The 19,627-nt window shown below is 31.1% G+C and carries 15 protein-coding genes; 6 read left to right on the top strand and 9 right to left on the bottom strand.

The genetic code is table 11. From position 1 onward, the window contains the following. Window positions 1-35: 35 nt before the first annotated feature. From MED152_RS04635 to dnaN, 6 genes are all read right to left on the bottom strand, one after another. A complete protein-coding gene (locus MED152_RS04635) occupies window positions 36-3,278 on the bottom strand; it encodes a S41 family peptidase (RefSeq protein ID WP_015480707.1) in 3,243 nt (1,080 codons plus the stop codon). A gap of 70 nt (window positions 3,279-3,348) precedes the next feature. Further along, window positions 3,349-3,765 (bottom strand): VOC family protein, encoded by a 417-nt coding sequence (locus MED152_RS04630; RefSeq protein WP_015480706.1) that lies wholly within the window; start codon window positions 3,763-3,765, stop codon window positions 3,349-3,351. Between the two features lies 1 nt (window position 3,766). Beyond that, on the bottom strand, window positions 3,767-4,540 hold the full coding sequence (locus tag MED152_RS04625; RefSeq protein ID WP_015480705.1) for a hypothetical protein: 774 nt from the start codon (window positions 4,538-4,540) through the stop codon (window positions 3,767-3,769). 10 nt (window positions 4,541-4,550) lie between these two features. After that, on the bottom strand, window positions 4,551-6,230 hold the full coding sequence (ggt, locus tag MED152_RS04620) for a gamma-glutamyltransferase (protein WP_015480704.1): 1,680 nt from the start codon (window positions 6,228-6,230) through the stop codon (window positions 4,551-4,553). After that, on the bottom strand, window positions 6,227-6,823 hold the full coding sequence (locus MED152_RS04615) for an ACP phosphodiesterase (RefSeq protein ID WP_238559158.1): 597 nt from the start codon (window positions 6,821-6,823) through the stop codon (window positions 6,227-6,229). The genes ggt and MED152_RS04615 overlap by 4 nt, the downstream gene beginning before the upstream one ends. Window positions 6,824-6,923: 100 nt before the next feature. Continuing rightward, a complete protein-coding gene (dnaN, locus tag MED152_RS04610; protein ID WP_015480702.1) occupies window positions 6,924-8,042 on the bottom strand; it encodes a DNA polymerase III subunit beta in 1,119 nt (372 codons plus the stop codon). 175 nt (window positions 8,043-8,217) lie between these two features. On the opposite strand from dnaN, the gene MED152_RS04605 reads away from it, so the two are divergent. The 3 genes from MED152_RS04605 (at window position 8,218) to MED152_RS04595 (ending at window position 13,535) form a co-directional block, all read left to right on the top strand. Further along, window positions 8,218-10,704, top strand: coding sequence for a PIG-L family deacetylase (locus tag MED152_RS04605; RefSeq protein WP_041383875.1), 2,487 nt, complete (start codon window positions 8,218-8,220; stop codon window positions 10,702-10,704). A gap of 144 nt (window positions 10,705-10,848) precedes the next feature. After that, a complete protein-coding gene (locus MED152_RS04600) occupies window positions 10,849-12,561 on the top strand; it encodes a sodium:solute symporter (RefSeq protein ID WP_015480700.1) in 1,713 nt (570 codons plus the stop codon). Beyond that, on the top strand, window positions 12,561-13,535 hold the full coding sequence (locus MED152_RS04595) for a Gfo/Idh/MocA family protein (protein WP_015480699.1): 975 nt from the start codon (window positions 12,561-12,563) through the stop codon (window positions 13,533-13,535). Before MED152_RS04600 ends, MED152_RS04595 begins: the two co-directional genes overlap by 1 nt. A 72-nt stretch (window positions 13,536-13,607) precedes the next feature. Here the strand turns inward: MED152_RS04595 and MED152_RS04590 are convergent, their stop codons facing one another. The 3 genes from MED152_RS04590 to MED152_RS04580 form a co-directional block, all read right to left on the bottom strand. Continuing rightward, window positions 13,608-14,123 (bottom strand): superoxide dismutase family protein, encoded by a 516-nt coding sequence (locus tag MED152_RS04590; RefSeq protein WP_015480698.1) that lies wholly within the window; start codon window positions 14,121-14,123, stop codon window positions 13,608-13,610. A gap of 24 nt (window positions 14,124-14,147) precedes the next feature. Next, window positions 14,148-14,933 carry an MBL fold metallo-hydrolase gene (locus MED152_RS04585; protein ID WP_015480697.1) on the bottom strand — a complete coding sequence of 262 codons (786 nt, stop codon included), beginning with the start codon at window positions 14,931-14,933 and terminating at the stop codon, window positions 14,148-14,150. Window positions 14,934-15,020: 87 nt separating this feature from the next. Continuing rightward, on the bottom strand, window positions 15,021-16,727 hold the full coding sequence (locus tag MED152_RS04580; RefSeq protein WP_015480696.1) for an amidohydrolase: 1,707 nt from the start codon (window positions 16,725-16,727) through the stop codon (window positions 15,021-15,023). A 137-nt stretch (window positions 16,728-16,864) separates the two neighbouring features. Here MED152_RS04580 and MED152_RS04575 point away from each other — a divergent pair, with 137 nt between their 5' ends. The 3 genes from MED152_RS04575 to MED152_RS04565 are packed head-to-tail and all read left to right on the top strand — an operon-like array spanning window position 16,865 to window position 19,532. Beyond that, entirely contained in the window at window positions 16,865-17,788 is a 924-nt protein-coding gene (locus MED152_RS04575; RefSeq protein ID WP_015480695.1) for a DUF368 domain-containing protein, read from the top strand. After that, a complete protein-coding gene (locus MED152_RS04570; RefSeq protein ID WP_015480694.1) occupies window positions 17,789-18,799 on the top strand; it encodes a DUF368 domain-containing protein in 1,011 nt (336 codons plus the stop codon). Continuing rightward, window positions 18,777-19,532: a shikimate dehydrogenase gene (locus MED152_RS04565; protein WP_015480693.1), complete on the top strand. Its 756-nt coding sequence runs from the start codon at window positions 18,777-18,779 to the stop codon at window positions 19,530-19,532. The genes MED152_RS04570 and MED152_RS04565 overlap by 23 nt, the downstream gene beginning before the upstream one ends. The last annotated feature ends 95 nt before the right edge of the window (window positions 19,533-19,627 follow it).

Here is a 19,627-nt window from a genome sequence, read left to right as displayed (position 1 = left end):
TAATTCCCACTTTTGTGGGAATTATTATGATTTGATTAATTGTCTTTTTGATAACCTTTTGGTCTTTTAGAACGAATTGGCGCTTTTGGCTCTGGCTTAGGAAAAAATTCATTACCTTTTAATAAGCGTAAAGCCTCTGCAACTGCTTTCTCTAGCTGAGGATCTTTACCCAGTAATACTTCTTTTGGTGTTTGATGAACCTCAATATCTGGTGCAACACCTTCTGCCTCTACAGCCCAGTTCCCATCAACATCATAAAAACCACCTCTTGGTGCTACCATTCTTCCTCCATCAATAAATCTTGGGGTATCCCAAGTACCAACTAAACCACCCCAAGTTCTTGTACCTACTAAGGTTCCTAGTTTTTTTACTTTAAACATATATGGTAATAAATCTCCTCCAGAACCAGCTCTTTCGTTAATTATCATCACTTTTGGGCCCCATATTCCAGCCATTGGTGTTGTCCAAGGTTTTCTGCTTTCTGTTTTGCTATTGAAATAACCAACAACTTCTCTAGACATAATATCAATCATATAATCAGCAGCAGAACCTCCACCATTATTTCTTTCATCAATTATCACTCCTTTTTTATCTTGTTGAGAAAAGTAATATCTATTAAAAGAAGTAAAGCCAGGATTACTTGTGTTTGGCACATAAACGTAGGCCAATTTTCCATTCGATAATTTATCCACCTTTCTTCTGTTGCTTTCTACCCAATCAATATTTCTTAAACCTCTTTCACTTGCAGTTGGTGTAATTAAAACAGACCTAGCGTCTTTTTGAGAAGGCTTATCATTAACTTTAATATAAATTTCTCTACCAGCAGTTTGTTCTAACAATTGATAAGGATTCATATCTGATGTAAGTTCAACACCATTGATAGCTACTAAATAATCATCTTTATTTACATTGATGCCTGGCAAACCTAAAGGAGCAAAAATATTAGGATTCCATCTTTCGCCTTTATAGATTTTCTTAAAGCGATAATAACCCTTGTTTTTCTCTAAATCTGCACCTAACAAACCTACAGCAACTCTGTCTAAATTTGGTAAATCTCCACCAGAAACATAAGAATGCCCAATTGCAACTTCACCACTCATAATGTCTACAACATAGTTTAAATCTGTTCTATGTCTTACATCATTTATCCATGGAGAATACCACTTGTAAATATCATTCCAAGGAGCTCCATGCACATTATCTACGTAAAGAAAATCTCTCATAAATCGCCATCCTTCTTTAAATATTTGATGCGCTTCTGCTTTAGGATCTACTTTAATTTTTAAATTGGTTTTTAAGTTTTCTTTTCCTGCTTTGGGTGCAGTTGCTTTGTTGATGCTCCAGCTACTTCCTTTAGATAATAAAATTGAATTTGCATCACTAGAGGCAGTCATAGATGAAACCCCAGTTGCAAAGGTTGTTGGTTTTTCTTTGGTAACATCGAAACTATGTAAAGTTAAACCTCTAGAATTTGGGATAGATTCAGCTACAAAAACTTTGTTTTTAGGTCCTTTTAAAAGCCCAACATAATTTCTTGCAGGTAAGTCTAAAGCTACAGCTCTATCAAAAATTCCATTTTCATCAATAATTGTTTTATTGGCTTCTATTTTTTTGTCTTTTTCGTTTTTAGCACCTTCTGTCTTTTCTTTTTTAATTTCTTCTTCATCTGTTTTTGGCAGGTTAGGAGCTTTGTCTTCCGAATTTAAAACCACTGTATAAAGTGTTCTTGTAACACTAGGATCGTAAGAAGACATGTCTAACCAGCCTGTTTGTAAACCATAATCTGTACTTGCTAGGGTATAGATGTATTTACCTGAAGCATCCCAAACAGGTGTAATTGCATCTGCAATTTTATCTGTAATTTGAACTATTTTTTGCGTACTTAATTGGTATGCATAAACAGATTTAAAGCTATTGTCATTTTGTTTGGCATACACAATCCAATCGCTATCAGGAGAAAATTTAGGATTCATAGCTCTGTTAGGATGTGCAAAACCATCTGCATCTGCCTTTACAATTTTTTTGGTTTCTAAATTAATGATCCAAATAACAAAGTTTGTATCTGTATATGCAATATATTTACCATTTGGAGACCAATCTGGTTGAAAATAAAAAGTAGGATTTGGCAGTTTAATAAACTCTTGATTATTTCCATTTTGATCTGCCAAAACCAATTCATATTCACCATTTTTGTCTGAAAACCAAGCAACTTGATCACCTTTAGGAGACCAAATAGGAGAACGATCTGCAATTCCAGAAGAATTGGTTAAGTTTCTCCAAGTACCATTTTCTTTAGGTACCGTAAAAATTTCTCCTCTATATTCAAAAATGGCTCTTTTACCTTTAGGTGATATGTTTGGGTTTGTAAGATTTCTTCCAGAAACGTTCATCCATCTTGTTCTAGAATAGTTTAAATCACCTTTAACATTAATAATAATTTGGTTGGTTTCTTTGGTTTCTGGGTTTAGCATGTGCAGAAAACCTGCTTGCTCGTAAACAATACCATTTTCATTAGCATCAATATTTTTAACATCGAACTTTTTATGAAAGGTAATTTGAGTTTCTTTTTTGGTTTTCAAGTTGTAAGACCAAATATTGGCAGTATAATCTCTTTCTGAAATGTAATAGACATTGCCTTTAAACCAAACAGGATTTACATGTCTTTCTCCATCTAATTGAGGCGTTTTTATTAATTCTTTTGTTTTTAAATTTACTATCCAAATAGGCATTGCTTGTCCTCCTCTGTAATTTCTCCATTCTGCATCCCAACTTGTAATAGGAGTGTAGGCAATGTATTTATTGTCTTCAGAAATTTCACCAAAGGCAGCTCTTGGTATATCAAAAGCTTCTGGCATACCACCTTCTGCACCAATTGTGTAGAATTTGTTAGTTTGTGTTGGTCTTCCTTCTCTGTTAGACCTGAATAAGATTTTACCATCTGGAGTCCAGCCTTGCACAATATCTGAAGCTGAATGGTAGGTTAATCTTTTTGGTTCGCCACCATTTATGGAAACTAAATAAACATCAATATTTCCATCATATTGAGCTGTAAAGGCAATCCATTGGCCATCTTTAGAAAATTTCGGGCTAGATTCATAGCCATCATCACTCGTAAGCCTAACTGCATTACCTCCATTTATTGGTGCTTTCCATAAATCTGCTGCATGCACAAATACTACTTGGTTATTAGATAGGGTAGGTTGCCTCAATAATCGAGTTCCCTGTGAAAAGCTTATGTATGTTAAGAATAACGAAAAAAGAAGAATTATTTTTTTCATGATGATAAAGTTTGGTTTAGTCTTTAAAGGTAAATAAAATCAAACTAAAAAATATCACAAAAATTTTAAGTTATTTAGCAAATAACTGACTTTCATCTTTAAAAGCTTTAAACTCTAAAGCATTATTTTCTGGATCATTAAAAAACATGGTAGCTTGTTCACCAACCTTGCCTTCAAAACGAATTCCTGGTTCTATTATGAATTCAGTCTGTACTTCTTTCAATCGATCAGCTAAAATATGCCAATCACTCCATGTTAAAACAACACCAAAATGGGGAACAGGAACATCTTTACCATCTACAGGATTTGAAATTCGGTCAGAAATAAAACCTTCTTTTTGATGAATTACCAATTGATGACCAAAGAAATTAAAATCTACCCAATGATCTGAAGATCTGCCTTCTTCACATTGTAACACATCTCTATAAAAAGTTCTGCATTTTTCTAAATTTTGAACGGGAATTGCCAAGTGGAAAGGTTGTATCATTTTAGTAGCTTTTTGTTAATAGTTTTTTGCCATATTTATTCAAAAATATATTAAAATCAGACTTATGAAAAGAAAATGTATAATCTCCTAAATCATCAAGAGCTCTCATTGCATGATTTGAGCATCTGTCTGATAAAAAAAATATGGAATCTTTTTTTATTTTAAAATCTAAATATTCTAAAGTTGTAAATGGTAAGCTCTTTAGGCAATTTCTATATAGTTGTATCGATTGATTAACGGTTATTTGTTCATTTTCTAATACTTGTTCTTGCTTTAACTTAGATATATAACTATTAATTTTTTTGCTTTTTTGCTTTGATATTTCTTTTAAAAACTTCTTTTTACCCATTACAGAAAATATAGAATCTAAGTTTATTTTATTTCCATTCTCTAAATTAAAATTAAAACTTTGTTCATATTCTTCACAATAAGCTCCACAACCTTCAGTGTATAAAGTTATTGAATATAGTAGATCATTTAAGGTGTTTATTTCATAATTTAAAAAAGTCAGGTTGAATATTCGATTTTCTTTATTTGACCGAGCATTTTGAAATACTTTTTCATAATCTGAATATACATCTATGTCAAAAAGCGATTTAATAAGTTGGTTGTTTACACTAGCTGTAATATTTTTTTTACCATTTAAAATTGGTAATTCAAAAGTTGCCTTAGGAAACCTAAGATTGGATTCTTTTACATTTGTTATTGTAAAATCCTCGCTTTTGCAATTCATAAATAGAATAGTAATTGCAAGAATAAATGGTATTTTTTGCATTATAAATGATTTAAAACCCAACTGCTGCATCATCACCTCTTTTATCAGCACCTGCTTCTAGCTTTCCATTTGGTAAGACTAAAATGGCATCAACTCTACCTATTATTAATGAGTTTCTTTCTAAAATATCATAACCTAAATTGTTGAGGTTTGTTTTTGTGGTATTATCAAATCCATTAGGTTCCATTCGAATTACATCTGGTAACCATTGATGATGAAAACGTGGTTGATTTACAGATGCTTGCATGCCCATATTATAATCTACAACATTGATTATATTTTGCAACACAGAGGTTATAATTGTAGAACCTCCAGGAGTTCCTATAACCATTTTGAGCTTTCCATCTTTTTCTATTATGGTTGGTGTCATTGAGCTTAACATGCGTTTTTCTGGCGCAATTGCATTTGCCTTAGAACCTACCAAACCATATACATTGGGCACACCAGGTTTACTAGAAAAATCATCCATTTCATTATTAAGAAAAAAACCAGCACCCTTCACCAAAACTTTAGATCCATAACCCGTGTTTAGTGTTGTTGTTACTGCCACTGCATTTCCAAATTGATCCACTATAGAGTAATGTGTTGTTTCATCACTTTCATAACCAAGAATTTTACCATGAGAAACTGCAGATGATTGTGTAGCTTTATTCCAAGAAAAATCACTCATTCTCTTATTTATATAAGCCGAATTTACAAGGCTATCTATTGGTACATCTACAAAATCGATATCACCTAAATAATGAGCTCTATCTGCATAAGCACGTCTTTCTGCTTCAGTTAATAATTGTATGTACTCTGTTGAGTTGTGTTTTATTTTAGAAAGATCATAAGGTTCAATAGACTTTAGAATTTGAGCTAAACAAATACCACCACTTGCAGGTAAAGTCATGGAAGTAATGTTGTGGTTTTTGTAAGTAAACTCTATAGGTTTTCTCCAAGTTGCCTGATATTTTTCTAAATCTTCAAAAGTAATTATACCTCCTAATTCTGTAATATAATCCACTAATAATTCAGCAGTTTTTCCTTTATAAAAGCCATCTTTTCCAAAATCACGAATACGTTCTAAGGTTTGTGCCAATTCAGTTTGAATAAGAACATCACCTGCTTTCCACTTTTTATCAAAAACAGTTTTGTAATTGTTTACCTTTCTAAAACGAGCTGTGGCATTATTTAAATCATTAGCTTGTTTCTCTGTAATTGTTATTCCGTTTTTTGCTAAATCAATAGCTGGTTGTACCAAATCAGAAAAAGGCAAACTCCCTAATTTTTGATGTACTTCAAACACACCTGCTACAGAGCCTGGTATGCCAACTGCATACGCACCTAAAACACTTTTATTTTCGATAACATTGCCTAAAGAATCTAAATACATGTTTTTATGTGCTGTAATAGGTGCTTTTTCTCTAAAATCTAGCGCTCCTTTTTTACCATCATTATTTCTGTAAACCATAAAACCACCACCACCAATATTACCAGCAACTGGGTATACAACTGCTAAAGCAAAATGAGTAGCAACCATGGCATCATAAGCATTTCCTCCTTTTTTTAAAATAGATGTTCCAATTTCTGAAGCTTCAACTCTTGCAGAAACTACCATTGTTTTTTCTGTAATTAAACCAATTTCAGTTTGTTTTTTACAAGAAATTAAAACAATTGTAAAGCTTAATAGAAATAATAAATTTCTCATAATTTCGATTGAATTTCTTTTAGTTTGATTTTGGTAAAGGCATGCAAATCTTTAAAAAATAACGTAAAATCTTCTTCTAATTCTGTTTGAAGAAGTTCTAGATCTTCAATCGCTAAGTTCATTTGAGATTTGCCTTTTGTTCTTTGGTTCATGCCATTTAAAACTTTGGCAATTCCATTTTTAAATTGATAGTTGTAGAGTATGTCATACTCAATCATATATCTGATGAAGTTCTGAGATTTTATAGGCAGTTCAGGGGATTTTTCATTGAAAAGTCTATAAATAGCTTTCGTATATAATTCTAAAGGAATTTCTGAATACTGGTTCCAGTTTTTTGCTAAAAAGTAATCGTAAAAAATATCAATAATAACACCATCATAATGTCTATAACGTTTGTGTAAACGCCTTTTACTTTTTCTAACTATTGGGTGTGCATCTGTAAATGTGTCTATTTCTCTGTGTAGAAAAATACCTTGCTGAATTTCGTCATTAAAATGGGTATAATTATTTCCTCTAACATGGTCTGCAATAAAATTACCAATCATAATATTGGTATTGTTTTCTGATAAATAGAGGTGAGCTAAGAAATTCATGCAAGTAAATGTAATCAAAAAACCACAATAAATTCTGAGTTTAAAATCAGATTTATTGTGGTTGTAATATTTAAATTATTTAAATATAAACTATTTAAAATTAGTTATTTAGCATTACTGGCATTACAAGCATTGTAACTTGTTCACCTTCATCTGTACCATCAATAGGTGTTAAAATACCTGCTCTGTTTGGTAAAGACATTTCAATTAAAACATCACTAGAATTTAAGTTGTTTAACATTTCACTTAAAAAACGTGAGTTAAAACCAATTTGCATATCATCTCCTTGATAATCACAACTTAAACGTTCATCTGCCTTGTTAGAGAAATCTAAATCTTCTGCAGAAATATTTAATTCAGTACCCGCCATTTTTAAACGAATCTGATGCGTGGTTTTACTAGAAAAAATAGAAACACGTCTAACAGAATTTAGGAAAGAAGCTCTATCAACAGTTAATTTGTTAGGATTTTCTTTTGGTATTACAGCTTCGTAGTTAGGATATTTACCATCAATTAATCTACAAACCAATACTATATTATCGAATGTAAATTTTGCATTAGCATCATTATATTCAATAGTTACATCACTTTCAGAACCACCTAAAATACCTTTTAACAAATTTAAAGGCTTCTTTGGCATAATAAATTCTGCTGTTTGATCTGCAGTTACATCTGTTCTAGAATATTTAACTAATTTATGAGCATCTGTTGCTACAAAAGTTAAACTTTGAGAACTAAATTGAAAAAACACACCACTCATTACTGGTCTTAAATCATCATTTCCAGCAGCAAAAATAGTTTTAGAAATTGCAGTACCTAATATATTTGCAGGCACTACAGTTTTACTTGGGCTAGGTAAGCTAACCGCTTTCGGAAACTCATCTCCACCAAAATAAGCCATGTCATATTTACCTTGATCAGAACTAATTTCTATAGTATTATCACCTTCTGTTTTGAAAGTTAATGGCTGATCTGGAAAAGTTTTTAATGTATCTAATAACAAACGTGCAGAAACTGCAATTGAACCAGAACTATCACTTTCTACATCTACAACAGAACTCATTGTAGTTTCTAAATCTGAAGCAGAAACTTTAAGTTGATTTTCAGATAATTCAAATAAAAAGTTGTCTAAAATTGGTAAGGTGTTGTTGCTATTTATAACGCCTCCTAAAACTTGTAATTGCTTTAAAAGTTGTGAACTCGATACAATAAATTTCATTGATTATTTTTCTTAATTTGATTTACAAATATAATCTTAATAAGCGACTTTTAAAATTAATTTATTAACAGGTTATGAGCATTTTGTTGATGTTTTTAAAAACGTTATAATTATGTTAATGCGTACTTTTTTACTGATTAAAAAAACTACATTTGTGTGTTATCAACTACAAAAAATGAAGAAATTATTCCTTTCAATTTCAGCGATTTTGCTGATGTATACTGCACTTTCTGCTCAGCAACCAAATAAATTAACATCGAATGAAATTTTTGAAAAAGTTCAAAAACTTAATTTTTTAGGAACTGCACTTTATATTGCTGCACATCCAGATGATGAAAATACACGATTAATTGCGTATTTGGCAAATGAAGTTAAAGCAAGAACTGCTTACTTATCTTTAACTAGAGGTGATGGAGGACAGAATTTAATTGGTCCAGAAATTAGAGAGTTATTGGGTGTTATTAGAACGCAAGAATTATTAGCTGCAAGAAGGGTTGATGGTGGTGAACAAATGTTTACTAGAGCCAATGATTTTGGGTATTCTAAACATCCTGATGAAACCTTACAAATTTGGAATAAAGAGGAGGTTTTAAGTGATGTGGTTTGGGCAATTAGAACCTTTAAGCCAGATGTAATTATCAACAGATTCAATCATAGAACACCAGGTACAACACATGGCCATCATACTAGCTCTGCTATGTTAAGTGTTGAAGCTTTTGATTTGGTAAATGATAATACAAAATTTTCTGACCAATTGAAGTATACCCAAGTATGGCAGCCAAAACGTCTTTTTTTTAACACATCTTCTTGGTTTTATAGAGATAAAGACAAATTTGCTGAAGCTTCTAAGAATTTTACAAAATTTGACGTTGGTGTATATTACCCTTTAAAAGGACTTTCAAATAATGAATTGGCATCTTTAGCAAGTAGTCAACATTTATGTCAAGGTTTTGGTAGATTAACTACAAGAGGATCTCAAACAGAATATGTAGAGTTTTTAAAAGGTGATGCTCCAAAAGATAAAAGTGATATTTTTTCAGGAATTAATACTACTTGGAATCGTGTTAAGAATGGAGGACAAGTGGGTGGTATTTTATATGATATTGAAGAAAATTTCGACTTTACAAATCCTGCTAAACATTTGCCGAAATTATTGGAAGCTTATTCTCTAATAACAAAATTAGAAAATGAACATTGGAAAAAGATTAAAACTGCTGAGATTAAAGAAATTATTGAGGCATGCTTAGGTTTGTATATAGAGGCTTCTGCAGTTAGCGCAACAGCTGTTCCCAACTCTACCATTGATGTTAATTTCGAAGTAATAAATAGAAGTGATATTCCTGTTGAGCTAACCTCAATCACATCAAACAAAACAAATAAAAAATATTTTAAAGGAATAAGTTTAGCAAAAAACAAAAAGGAAAACTTTAAGGAGCAAATTTCATTAAAAGGAGCAAATTATTCAGACCCTTATTGGTTAAGAAATGAGGCGTCTTTAGGCATGTATGCTGTAGACGATAGAACTTTAATTGGTAAGCCAGAAACACCTAGAGAAATTACTGTTGATTTTAACATGATTGTAAATTATGTGCCAATCAGTTTTACAAAAAATGTAATTAGAAGATATTCTAAGCGTGACAAAGGTGAAATTTATGAACCTTTTGAAATTGTGCCAAGAGTAACTACTAAGTTAAAAGATAAAGTGCTTATTTTTTCTGATAGTGTAGCAAAAAAAGTTGAGGTAGAAGTAAGAGCTGGCGCTAATTTTACATCTGGAACTGTGCAGTTAGATGTGCCAAAAGAGTGGTTGGTTTCACCTGTGGAAATTCCGTTTAATATTGCTCAAAAAAATGATAAACAAGTAGTTGTTTTTACAGTTGTTCCTCCAAAAAATCAATCTGAAGGCAACTTAAAAGTTATTGCAAATTCACAAGGTGAAAAGTTTACAAAGGAGTTAATAGAAATTAATTACAATCATATACCAAAACAGACAGTTCTTAAGAATTCTGAAGCTAAAATTGTAAGATTAAATATCAAAAAGAAAGGTACTAATATCGGTTACATAAAAGGAGCAGGAGATGCTGTGCCAGAAAGTTTACAACAAATTGGGTATAAGGTTATTGCTTTAAAACCATCAGAAATAAACAATAAAAATTTACAACAATTTGATGCAATTGTTTTAGGAATAAGAGCCTACAATGTTGTGAATGATTTAAAATTCAAACAGAAATTTTTGTTGGAATATGTAAAGAATGGAGGAAATTTAATAGTGCAATACAACACAAATAGAGGAGTAGATGTACAAGCACCTTATCAACTTAAATTGTCTAGAGATCGAGTTACAGATGAATTTGCAGAAGTGACTATTTTAGATCCGAATAATTCGTTGTTAAATTTTCCGAATAAAATTACAGAAGCTGATTTTAAAGGTTGGGTACAAGAAAGGGGTTTGTACTTTCCAGATATTTGGAGCGAGCAGTATACACCTTTATTATCCATGAAAGACAAAGGAGAAACTCCAAAGTTAGGTAGTTTGTTAATTGCTAAATATGGTGAAGGAAATTACATTTATACTGGTTTAAGTTTTTTTAGAGAACTACCAGCAGGTGTTTCTGGGGCTTACAAGTTATTTGCAAATATGTTGTCTGTAGGTAAAGAATAATAAATAAGAAGCTAATCATTTAAAATGAATCGTTTGGAAAAACCAAAATATAAGTGGGAAAGAAGTTACACCTTCGTTTTAATTGCGAACTTAATTTATCTGATTGTATTTTATCTTATCACAAATCATTTTACAAATTAATTTATGGAAGTAGCAAGTAAATTACATTATGTAGATTGGATAATACTTTCTGTAACTTTAATATTCATAGTTGCTTATGGTACTTATGTTACTCGTAAAAACAGTAACGTCACAGATTATATAAAAGGTGGTAGCGATTCTAAATGGTGGACAATTGGTCTTTCTGTCATGGCAACTCAAGCCAGTGCAATAACCTTTTTGTCAACTCCAGGTCAGGCTTTTCATAGTGGAATGGGGTTTGTGCAATTTTATTTTGGATTGCCAATTGCTATGGTAATTATTTGCGCAGTTTTTATACCTATTTATCATAAGTTAAAAGTATACACTGCTTATGAATTCTTGGAAGGTAGATTCGATTTAAAAACAAGAAGTTTAGCAGCTATTTTATTTCTAATACAAAGAGGTTTGGCAGCAGGTATAACCATTTTTGCACCAGCGATTATACTATCTGCAGTGCTAGGTTGGGATTTGTTAGTCCTAAATATTATTATTGGTTTTTTAGTAATTGTCTATACAGTTTCAGGAGGTACAAAAGCTGTAAATGTTACTCAGAAACAGCAAATGATTATTATATTTTTTGGAATGTTGGTAGCATTTTTTATGATTATGAGTCAACTTCCAGAAGATATTACATTTGGCAAAGCTTTAGATATTGCAGGAGCTAGTGGAAAAATGGAGGTCCTAGACTTTTCTTTTGATTTAAATAACAGATATACAGTTTGGACAGGTATTTTAGGAGGAACATTTTTAATGTTATCCTATTTTGGAACAGATCAAAGTCAAGTTCAACGTTATTTGTCTGGTAAATCTGTCAGAGAAAGTCAGTTAGGTTTAATTTTTAATGGTTTATTAAAAGTACCTATGCAATTTTTTATTTTGCTAGTAGGTGTTATGGTTTTTGTGTTTTATCAATTTAATGCATCACCTTTAAATTTTAATCCAAAGGTTAATGATGCTATTGCAAACTCTAAATTTAGCAGTCAATATCAACAATTAGAAAGCAGACATGCTAAAATTGAAGATGAAAAAAGAATGATGTTTATTGACGGTGTTCAGAATAGAGAAAAAGAAAAAATTAAAATATTAAATGCACAAGATTTAGCCATAAAAGAAGAAGCTAAAGATTTGGTGAATATTTTAAATCAACAAAAAGATTTTAAAAAAATAGAATCTAATGATAAAGATTATGTTTTTATTCATTTCATTCTAAATAATTTACCTAGAGGATTAATAGGCTTGCTTTTGGCTGTAATACTATCAGCAGCAATGTCTTCTACAGCATCAGAATTAAATGCATTAGCAAGCACAACAGCAATGGATTTATATAAAAGAAATTTAGGTGAGGAGAAAACTGAAGAGCATTATGTAAAAGCATCTAAATGGTTCACTTTAGCTTGGGGAATTATTGCAATTTCTGTAGCATGTATTGCTAATTTGTTCGATAATTTAATTCAACTGGTAAATATTATTGGTTCCATATTTTATGGGAATGTTTTGGGTATATTTTTATTAGCATTTTTCATCAAATTTGTAAGAGGAAATGCAGTATTTATAGCTGCACTTATCACTCAAGTTATAATAATTTATGTGTTTATAATGGATTGGTTACCTTATTTATGGCTTAACCTACTAGGATGTGTTTTAGTAATGGGAATTGCCATTTTTATTCAAACATTTACTCAAGATAAATCGAAGCTAAAATTTAATGAAGGATAATGAATAACAGTAAAATTATCAATTGGGGAATTATTGGTTTAGGTAAAATTGCGGACAGATTTGCTACAGATTTGGCGAATGTAAGCAACGTAAATCTTGCAGCTGTAGCTTCCAGAAGTGAAGAAAGGGCAAATGAATTTGCCAAACAGTTTAGTGCAGATAAAGCTTACGATTCTTACCTAAAACTAGCTCAAGACCCAAATGTGGATGCAGTTTACATAGCAACTCCACATAGTTTTCATAAAGAACATTCTATTCTATGTTTAAAGCATAAAAAAGCAGTTTTATGCGAAAAACCATTTGCCATGAATTTAGAAGAGGTAAATGAAATGATAGCTGTTGCAAAAGAAAATGATGTTTTATTGATGGAAGCGCTTTGGACCTACTTTTTACCTCATTATAGATTTGTACTCGATATCTATAAGACAAAAAAGTATGGCGATTTAATTGATTTAAAGGCCGATTTTGGATTTGTTACTCCTTACAATACAGACAGCAGGGTTTTTAAGAAGGAAGTGGGTGGAGGTTCTTTATTAGATATTGGTATTTACCCAATATTTGCTGCTTTGAGTACTTTAGGTAGTCCTTCTAATATAGAGGCTAAAGCTGAGTTTTTCGAAAATGGGGCAGATGCAGTTTGTGATATGATTTTTAGTTACGAAAAAGCCAAAGTATATCTAAAAAGTACTTTGTTAGAAGAAACTCCAACTGAAGCTATTTTTACCTTTGAAAAAGCAAAATTGGTTATTAATACCAGATTTCATGAACCTTCTACTGTAACCGTAATTCAAAATAATAATTCAGAAACTTTAGATTTTAACTATAAGAGTATTGGTTATAATTTTGAAGCAGATCATTTCAGTCAACTATTAAGAGAAGGTAAAAAAGAAAGTAATATAATGTCTTTTGATTTTTCTAGAAAGTTGATAAATACGTTAGACGATGTAAGAACTAAAATAGATTTGACGTATTAATTTATTTTAATTTTCAACAAACAAAAAAAGCCACTATTTCTAGTGACTTTTTTATATTCTAATATGGTTCAATTATTTTTCCATAATTTCTCCACAACCAACTCTAGCACCAGCAGCACCTGAAGGTTGAGATTTAAAATCATCTGTACCTGCATGAACAATAATGGCATGCCCTATAATGTTTTTGGTATCGTCTTCACAACCTATGCACCAGAAATCACTTTCTTTTTCTATGGTAGCATTTCCATTTTCATCAGCTTCTAAATTACCAATATCTCCACTATGAAATTCGCCATGCTTCCATTTTCCATGATTATCTTGTGTTGGGTTCCAGTGACCTCCAGCAGATTTACCATCATCAGAAGAACAATCTCCTTTTTCATGAATATGAATGGCGTGTGTACCAGGAGTTAATCCTTTTAATTCGGCTTTCATCATAACTTTACCATCAACTTGAGTAAAACTAACAGTTCCGCTAACTGAGCTTCCACTTTTTGCATTTATAGTTGCTTCAGCAAATTTTTCTTCACTTTTTGTACATGAAATTGCGATTGCAAAAAGTAAAATTAATAGACTTATTTTTTTCATAATTTTATAGAGTTTAGATAGTTATTATTTTCTATTTGGGTACCAATTTAACTGTACCACTTCAATTTCTTTATTTTCTTTGTTTACCAATTCTTTAAATTCACTTACATCGCTCAAACCACCTGTACCTCTGTAATGATAAGGATATACTTGTTTTGGTTTAAAAGCCAATACTCCACTAGCTGCATTTTCAACAGGCATTGTGTAAGGTAAATTCATGCAAACAAATGCTTTGTCGATGTTTTCTAGATTTCTCATTTCTGGAATGTCTTCTGTATCTCCAGAAAAATAAATTCTTTCTTCATCAATGGTTAGCACATAACCATTTCCTCTTCCTTTACTATGAAACTTTAAAGCTTCTTCTCTTAAATTGTACATTGGTATTGCTTCAATATCAAAATTAGAGAATGATTTTTCTTCGCCATTGTTAATTACAACAATTTCTTTCGCTTTAACAGCGCTAATTTCTTTAGCTACTGCTTCAGGAGCAATAATTATAGTATTTTCTAAAGCTAAGGCATTCAAGGTTTTTAAGTTCATATGATCACCATGAATATCGGTTATTAAAACATAATGAGGGTCTTCAAAAGAAGCAAACGCTTCTGCACCACCTGTAGGATCTAAATAAATAACAGTTTCATCGAACTCTAAGACTGCAGTTGCATGACTTATTGGTGTAATTTCTAATTCAGTTTGTTCTTTTACATTTTCTGCAAGAGGCATTTTTTTATCCAAAGCTTTTTTTGCTTCAGATTTGCAAGAAAACAATGCTAGAACAGTCAGCGCTAAGAATATTGATTTAATTTTCATGATATTTTTTTTAAGTATTCTCAAAGATAAGAAGATTAAGAAAAAATCAAATGTTGATCTTAAACATATTTATTATTCGAGAACGATCTACTCTCTTTTATAGATTGATTCCCCTTCTTTAATAGTTTCTAAAACTACGATATCTTTAATTTTACTTGGTTCAACTGTTAAAGGGTTCTCATTAAGAATTACTAAATCAGCTAATTTGCCAGCAGTTAAAGATCCTTTTGTGTCTTCTTCAAAATGTTGATATGCAGACCAACTTGTAATTGCTTGTAAAGCTTCGTAAGGTGTTAACCTTTCATTTTCTCCAATTACTTTTCCTGACCTAGAGGTTCTTTCTACAGCTGTCCAAACTACACGCATTAAATTAGGTAAAGCAACAGGTGCATCTGAATGTATGGTTACTTTTAAACCTTTGTTTAAGGCTGTTTTTACAGGACTAATTTTTTCTCCTAATTCACCACCAATAATTTCCTGATGCCAATCTCCCCAATAAAAAGTATGTAAAGGATATAAAGAGGCAATTACATTTAGTTTTTTTAAAGAATCTAATTGATCATCTCTAACATATTGCCCATGTATTAAAACATTTCTACGATCTTCATTACCATATTTTTTTGCAGCTTTAGACATGGTTCTAATCATTTGATCCATTGCAGCATCTCCATTGGCATGTGTAAGTATTTGCCAATTGTTTTTGAATGCATTTTCATAAATAGCTAAAACATCTTCATCTTTTGGTATTGCAGGATATCCTAAATAATTTGGAGCTGCATTGTGTGGTGCTAATAAATAAGGTTTAGTTCTCCACGCAGTTCTTCCTTGAGGAGAACCATCTAAAGTTAACTTTAAACCACCAATTCTATAGTGGTTTTCATACTCTTTTTTATTCCATTTACTTTTCATAAGATCTTGAAAAGAATAATCGATGTAAGAAACAATATCAATTTTCCAGAAATTTTTATCTGCGAAGGTTGCTAATAATTCATGCTGTTCCATAGCTCTTCCTTCTTGAGCTGTTGTGTAACCATAATATAAAGCCAAGTCTTGACCAGCCTTCATGAATTTTAGAAGAGCTTCATCAGACTTTGGTGTCAGCGCTTTTAACATATGAGGTATTGCAGCCAATTCTTCTAGAACACCATTTGGTTCTTGACTATTTGGCATTCTTCTAATAATTCCACCTTCAGGATTTTTAGTGTCTTCTGTAATGCCTAATAATTCTAATCCTTTAGAGTTTAATACTGCAAAGTGATTTGAAATATGGATAATCATTACAGGATGTTCAGTAGTTACTTTGTCTAAATCTTCTTTGGTCGGAAAACGTTTTTCTTCTATTACAGAATCATCAAATCCAGTTCCGAAAATCCAACCTGTTAAGGCTCTGTTTTCTTCGGTATTCCACTCTTTTAAAATAGATATAATAGATGGAATGTCTTTTGCACCTGCATCTGGTGGAGGTAAAATTTGTGCACCAATCGCTTGAGCAGAAAAGTTGGCAAAATGTGAATGGCCATCAATAAAACCAGGTAACATAGTTTTACCTTTTAGGTTTATCATTTTATGACCCATACCAGCTTTTTCCATAGCTTGGTCTGAATTTCCAGTAAACTCTATTTTACCATTTCTGGTTACTAATGCTTCTACATAGGTTGGGTTATCACCCTCCATAGTGATTATTTTTCCATTGAAATATACAGTTGCTTGCGGTTTAGTGGTTTCTTTATTACAAGAAATTAGAATAATGATCGATGTTAGTAGTGATAAAATTAAAAGAGCCTTGCCTTTCATGATTTATTAATTAGTTCGTTATATGTACTTTAGATAATTTAAAACTAAAATAAGGACTTTTTCTAGATACTTGAGTATGAAATACTTTATATATCCAAAAAAATTTTATATTCGTTCTATAAAGAAATTTCTATAAGATGAGCAGAAAAATCAAAGACTATATTATAATAAGTCTTAAAGGGATGGCAATGGGTGCTGCAGATGTTGTACCAGGTGTTTCTGGAGGAACAATAGCATTTATTTCTGGTATTTACGAAGAACTTTTAGGCTCAATTAGTAATATTAATTTAGAACTTTTTAAAACTTTAAAAAATGAAGGTTTTAAAATAGCTTGGAAAAAGTTAAATGGAAATTTTCTATTAGCTTTATTTATAGGGATTTTTATAAGTGTGGTATCACTAGCAAAAGCTATTAAATACCTATTAGAAAATGAACCTATCTTACTTTGGTCTTTCTTTTTTGGTTTGGTTTTGGCAAGTATAATTTACATTGCGAAACAAATTAAAAAATGGAACTTTATATCGGTTTTAGTCTTAATTATTGGGGCTTTTGTAGCTTATTATATTACTACATTAAACCCTTTAGTTAATGAAAATTCATCACTTTTATTTATGTTTATAGCTGGTGCTTTAGCCATTTGTGCAATGATATTACCAGGTATTTCAGGTGCTTTTATCTTGGTACTTTTAGGGGCTTATAAACCAATTTTATCTGCTGTAAGCGATAAGGATTTAAAAACAATTGCAGTAGTAGGCTTAGGAGCTATTGTAGGTTTGTTATCATTTTCTAAAATTTTAAAATGGTTATTTAACCATTACAAAGATTATACGCTTGCTGTTTTAACAGGATTCATTATCGGTTCTTTAAATAAAATTTGGCCTTGGAAAGAAACCATAACTTGGCGTACAAATTCTCATGGAGAGCAAGTGCCATTCAATCAACAAAGTGTTTTACCATCTAATTTTGATGGTGATGCACAATTATTATTCGCAATTTTATTGGCTTTTATCGGATTTGCACTAATTTTAGGAATGGAGAAATTAGCCACACAAAAAAACTAAATGCGAGAACAAAGAACTTTTGTACAGAAAGCTAAACTATTCTTTAAAGGATTAGCAATGGGTGCTGCCAATAAAGTGCCTGGTGTTTCTGGAGGAACTGTTTCTTATGTGCTTGGTTTTTATGAAGATCTTATTTACTCTTTTCAAAAAATAAATTTAAAAGCTTTTAAGCTTCTCATTGCTGGTAATTTTAAAACCTTTGCTCAATACACAAATGCCCAATTTATCTTATTGGTAATGGGTGGAAGTATTTTTAGTTATTTCAGTGTTTCACTACTTTTAGATTACTTGCTAAAGCATTATGAATTGTTTGTTTGGAGCTGGTTTTTTGGAATGATTGTAGGCTCTATTTATTACATAGGAAAAGATTTTGGTAAATGGAATAGAACTAGTTTTATATCTTTAATTATCGGAATTACACTTGGCTTGGCCATAAGTTTTTTAAAGCCTGCTAAAGAAAATGATAATCTTTGGTTTGTTTTCTTATGTGGAATTATAGGTGTTTCTGGTATGACTTTACCTGGCTTATCAGGTTCCTTTATTTTAATTCTGTTAGGTAATTATGTGCTGCTATTGGTAGATTCTGTAAACGTTCTTTTAAACGTATTAACCAATTTAGCTATTGGGAATTTTGAAGTTTTATCTGATCCTATAAAAGTAAAATACTTAAAAATCATTTCAGTTTTTACTGCAGGCTCTGCTTTTGGTTTGGTTTCAATTTCTCATGTATTGGGTTATGTTTTAAAAAAATATAATAAAATTGTAAATGCAGTAATTATTGGATTTATAACAGGTTCTTTAGGTATTGTATGGCCTTGGAAAGAAAAAATATATGCTCAGGAAAATGGTGAATTCTTAATAGATAAAGAAGGAAATAAAGTTATAGAGAATTTTGAGCGTTTTATGCCTGAGTTATTCAATTCAGAAACATTTTTAGCAATATTTTTTATGCTAATTGGCATTGCAATAGTGCTTATTATAGATTATTATGGGAAAAGAAGAAAAAAGTAAGTTATTTGGATTATTAGGTAGAGATATTTCTTATTCATTCTCTAGAGGATATTTTACAAAAAAGTTCTCAGCTCTTAATTTAGAACATCATTCTTATGTGAATTTTGATATCCCAAAAATTGAAGATTTTCCTAGTATCATAGAAAACAATGAATCAATTAAAGGTATTAATGTAACTATTCCATATAAGGAAGAGGTTATGGCTTATCTTGATAAAATAGATAAGACTGCTAAAGAAATTGGGGCAGTAAATACTATTAAAATTACTAAAAGAGGCAATTTAAAAGGTTACAATTCTGATGTAGTTGGTTTCGAAAAATCAATAGTACCATTATTAGAAAAGCACCATAAGAAAGCTCTAATTTTAGGAACAGGTGGTGCCTCTAAAGCTATTGCATATGCATTAAAGTTAAACAATATTAAGTACAAGTTTGTTTCTAGAAACCCAAAAACGAAAAAGCAAATTTCTTACAATGATTTATCTCAAGAAATCATGCAAGATTATACCATTATTGTTAATTCAACTCCATTAGGTACTTCACCAGATGTAGATAAATGTCCTGCAATTCCATATCAATTTATTACTTCTAAGCATCTATTGTATGATTTAATCTACAACCCAGAAGTTTCAAAATTCTTAGCAAATGGTAAAGCAAATGGTGCCAAAATTAAGAATGGTTACGAAATGTTAGAGCTGCAAGCAGAGGAATCTTGGCGAATTTGGAACTCTTAATTACAGTATAAATTTTTGCTATAATTAAACCTTGCAAATTTTGTAAGTTGTAAGTAATTTTGGTGACTATACATTTATATTATTGTATTAAGACC

The sequence above is a fragment of the Polaribacter sp. MED152 genome, from assembly GCF_000152945.2.
Classification (GTDB): Bacteria; Bacteroidota; Bacteroidia; order Flavobacteriales; family Flavobacteriaceae; genus Polaribacter.
The sequence above is the reverse complement of the archived record's forward strand: the minus strand, read 5'-3'. Positions and strand labels throughout refer to the sequence as shown.